Genomic DNA, 2,322 nt, shown 5'->3' on the forward strand with positions numbered 1-2,322 from the left:
TGCAGACAGCTTGCAATTTTATCCTTAAATACAGGCATTTTTTGTTGGTTTTCATCCGTCAATTCATAGAAAAACAAGAAGATATCAACAGCAGTGAAATTTTTTGCCCTCAAACAGAAATTCCAGTTCACTAAAAGCAAAAAGTTACTCTTACGTGTCAGGATACTGTTGTAATCGAGCCTTTGATTGGGCAGTTTCTTTGAAAATTGCCATATAAAATCTAGTTATATCGTTTGTCTTGATAAATATTCCAAATTTTTCGTAATATTTTTTCACCAAAGGTACACAATTTTGCGTCAGCAAAGCCCAAATATAATTGAAAGACAGTGATTGGAAGAGTACTGAGACATTTGCTTTGATTCAGTCAATAAAATTTACTTTGTTTCTTCTCTCCTAAAATTCGTTAAAAATGGTTTGTAAAGAGCCAAAAATATTAGTTATCAATTTAAATTCTTTTCTTTTGAAAATGAAAAATTCATATGATTGCTCCTTTTCCTTTATTTTTAGTTGTGAAATTGTTATTTTTAATATAAAGACCCAAAAAAACAATTTTTTTAAAGCAATATCCATCTCACTTAAATTAAAAAAACAAAATAATTTTTATTGTGATTTTTGGCAAAAACTTCTGAAAAATAACAACACAACTAAAAAATAAAGGAAAAGGAGCAGTCATATGAATTTTCATTTTTTTCAAAAAGAAAAAAGAATTTAAATTATTAACTAATATTTACAACTCTTACAAGGAGAACCATTTTTAACCCAAGGAAACAACATTAAAAGGAAAAGAAACTAAAAAGTAGAATTTTATTATTTGGATCAAAGCAAATATTATAGTACTCTTTTTTCAATCACGCCAATTTGCTGTTTGGACTGCTGATAAAGGAGTGTGCCGCCTTTTTGGTTGAAAAAAAATATTACGAAGAATTTGGAGCTTTTTATCAAAAAGATATATAAACGATATGTGGCTAGATTTTATATGGCAGATTTTCCAAAAAGAAGCTACTTTAATCAAAAAAAAATAAAATTGTTATTTGTGGCAGTTTTAGTGCCTATTTTATTAAATGCTTTTTTTGCTTAGTGGACAAATTTCTGTTTGGTTAGAGAATTCCTGCTTTTTGTTGTAATGATATCTTCTTGTTTTTCTATGAATTATTGGATGAAAAACCAACAAAAAAAATACACATATTTAGAGATAAAAAATTACAAGAAACATTGGAAAAAATCCAAGAAACATTAGGAATAGAACTTTTACGAATCATTAAAGAAAAACAAAAACAATTCAATCCAACTTTTGTTGAACCCAAATCAAACAAAATCCCAATGAAGACAACCCCAAAAACAAAGACAACACAATAGACGAAATAAACGAATTAAATTAAAGCAAATGATAAATAAATGATTATAAAACCCCAAAAACAATCGAAAAGGCGCTCCAAATGATCTACGATAGCATTATTTATTGCGACAGGACATGCAGAAGTGTTGAAGCTGCTTTAATATTAACTTTAAAACATAATACTTTACTCATTACAGGCTCCTTAAAACCGTGATTGCTTCATACCTTGCAATCCCTCTGTCGGAAGTCCTGCCAAAATTATTGCTTTTATTTTTATTAAATGATGCTAGGTGAGGTATTTATGGCAAAAGCTGCAGATCTTGCACAAATTCAGATCAAAATGTAACTCTTCCAAAAGGTCCTGCAGTAAGAGCTTTAAGAGCTCAAATTGATAAATTAAGATGTCCTCCAAATTATTTTTAGAAATAATGCAAAAAAAAACCTCAATTTAACTCTCTATTGGAAGGGCTCGTAAACACCCAATATCCAAAACAATCCAAGTTCAAGGAGTCTGTCTTGAAGATGGAACAAAAATTAATGCCAAAAACTGTCATTATCACTACAGGAACTTATTTAGCAAGCCAAATTTTAATTGGAGATACCAAAAATCCTCGGGACCTAATGGCGTTCCTACAACTTTACGGTATCAGTGTTAATCAATTAAAATTGAAGTTTTGAAGTTATTCGATTTTAAAAACAGGCAAGTACACCACCAAGAGTTAAAAAACAGCATTGATTATAGCTAAACCAAAATACAAATGGGGAGATAATTTCTAGAACAAATATTTAGTTTTGTTCTCAAACAAACCAAAGACCCTTAAGAACCATGTTTTAACTCACACTCAACCAAACCACCCACCAAGTTATCCAAAGATAGGCTTTCTGGTTCAATAAAAATTTGATGACTGTTTTTATCACAAAATCTTACTACTTTATCTTCTGATAGAAGGGGCAATAACGAGGGCCTCAGTTTCCTTCAACATAGT

Annotated in this window: 2 protein-coding genes and 1 pseudogene; 2 read left to right on the forward strand and 1 reads right to left on the reverse strand. The window is 29.9% G+C overall.

Annotated elements, in window-relative coordinates:
- Positions 1-1,152 precede the first annotated feature (1,152 nt).
- Positions 1,153-1,356 (forward strand): hypothetical protein, encoded by a 204-nt coding sequence (locus ACEW7V_RS02055; RefSeq protein WP_374695297.1) that lies wholly within the window; start codon positions 1,153-1,155, stop codon positions 1,354-1,356.
- Positions 1,357-1,795: 439 nt separating this feature from the next.
- Positions 1,796-2,014 carry an FAD-dependent oxidoreductase gene (locus tag ACEW7V_RS02060; protein ID WP_374695298.1) on the forward strand — a complete coding sequence of 73 codons (219 nt, stop codon included), beginning with the start codon at positions 1,796-1,798 and terminating at the stop codon, positions 2,012-2,014.
- A 181-nt stretch (positions 2,015-2,195) separates the two neighbouring features.
- Here ACEW7V_RS02060 and ACEW7V_RS02065 read toward each other — a convergent pair.
- Positions 2,196-2,302 (reverse strand): annotated as a pseudogene (locus ACEW7V_RS02065) (FAD-dependent oxidoreductase); the annotation flags it as partial.
- Positions 2,303-2,322: the final 20 nt, after the last annotated feature.

The organism is Areca yellow leaf disease phytoplasma (assembly GCF_041920595.1).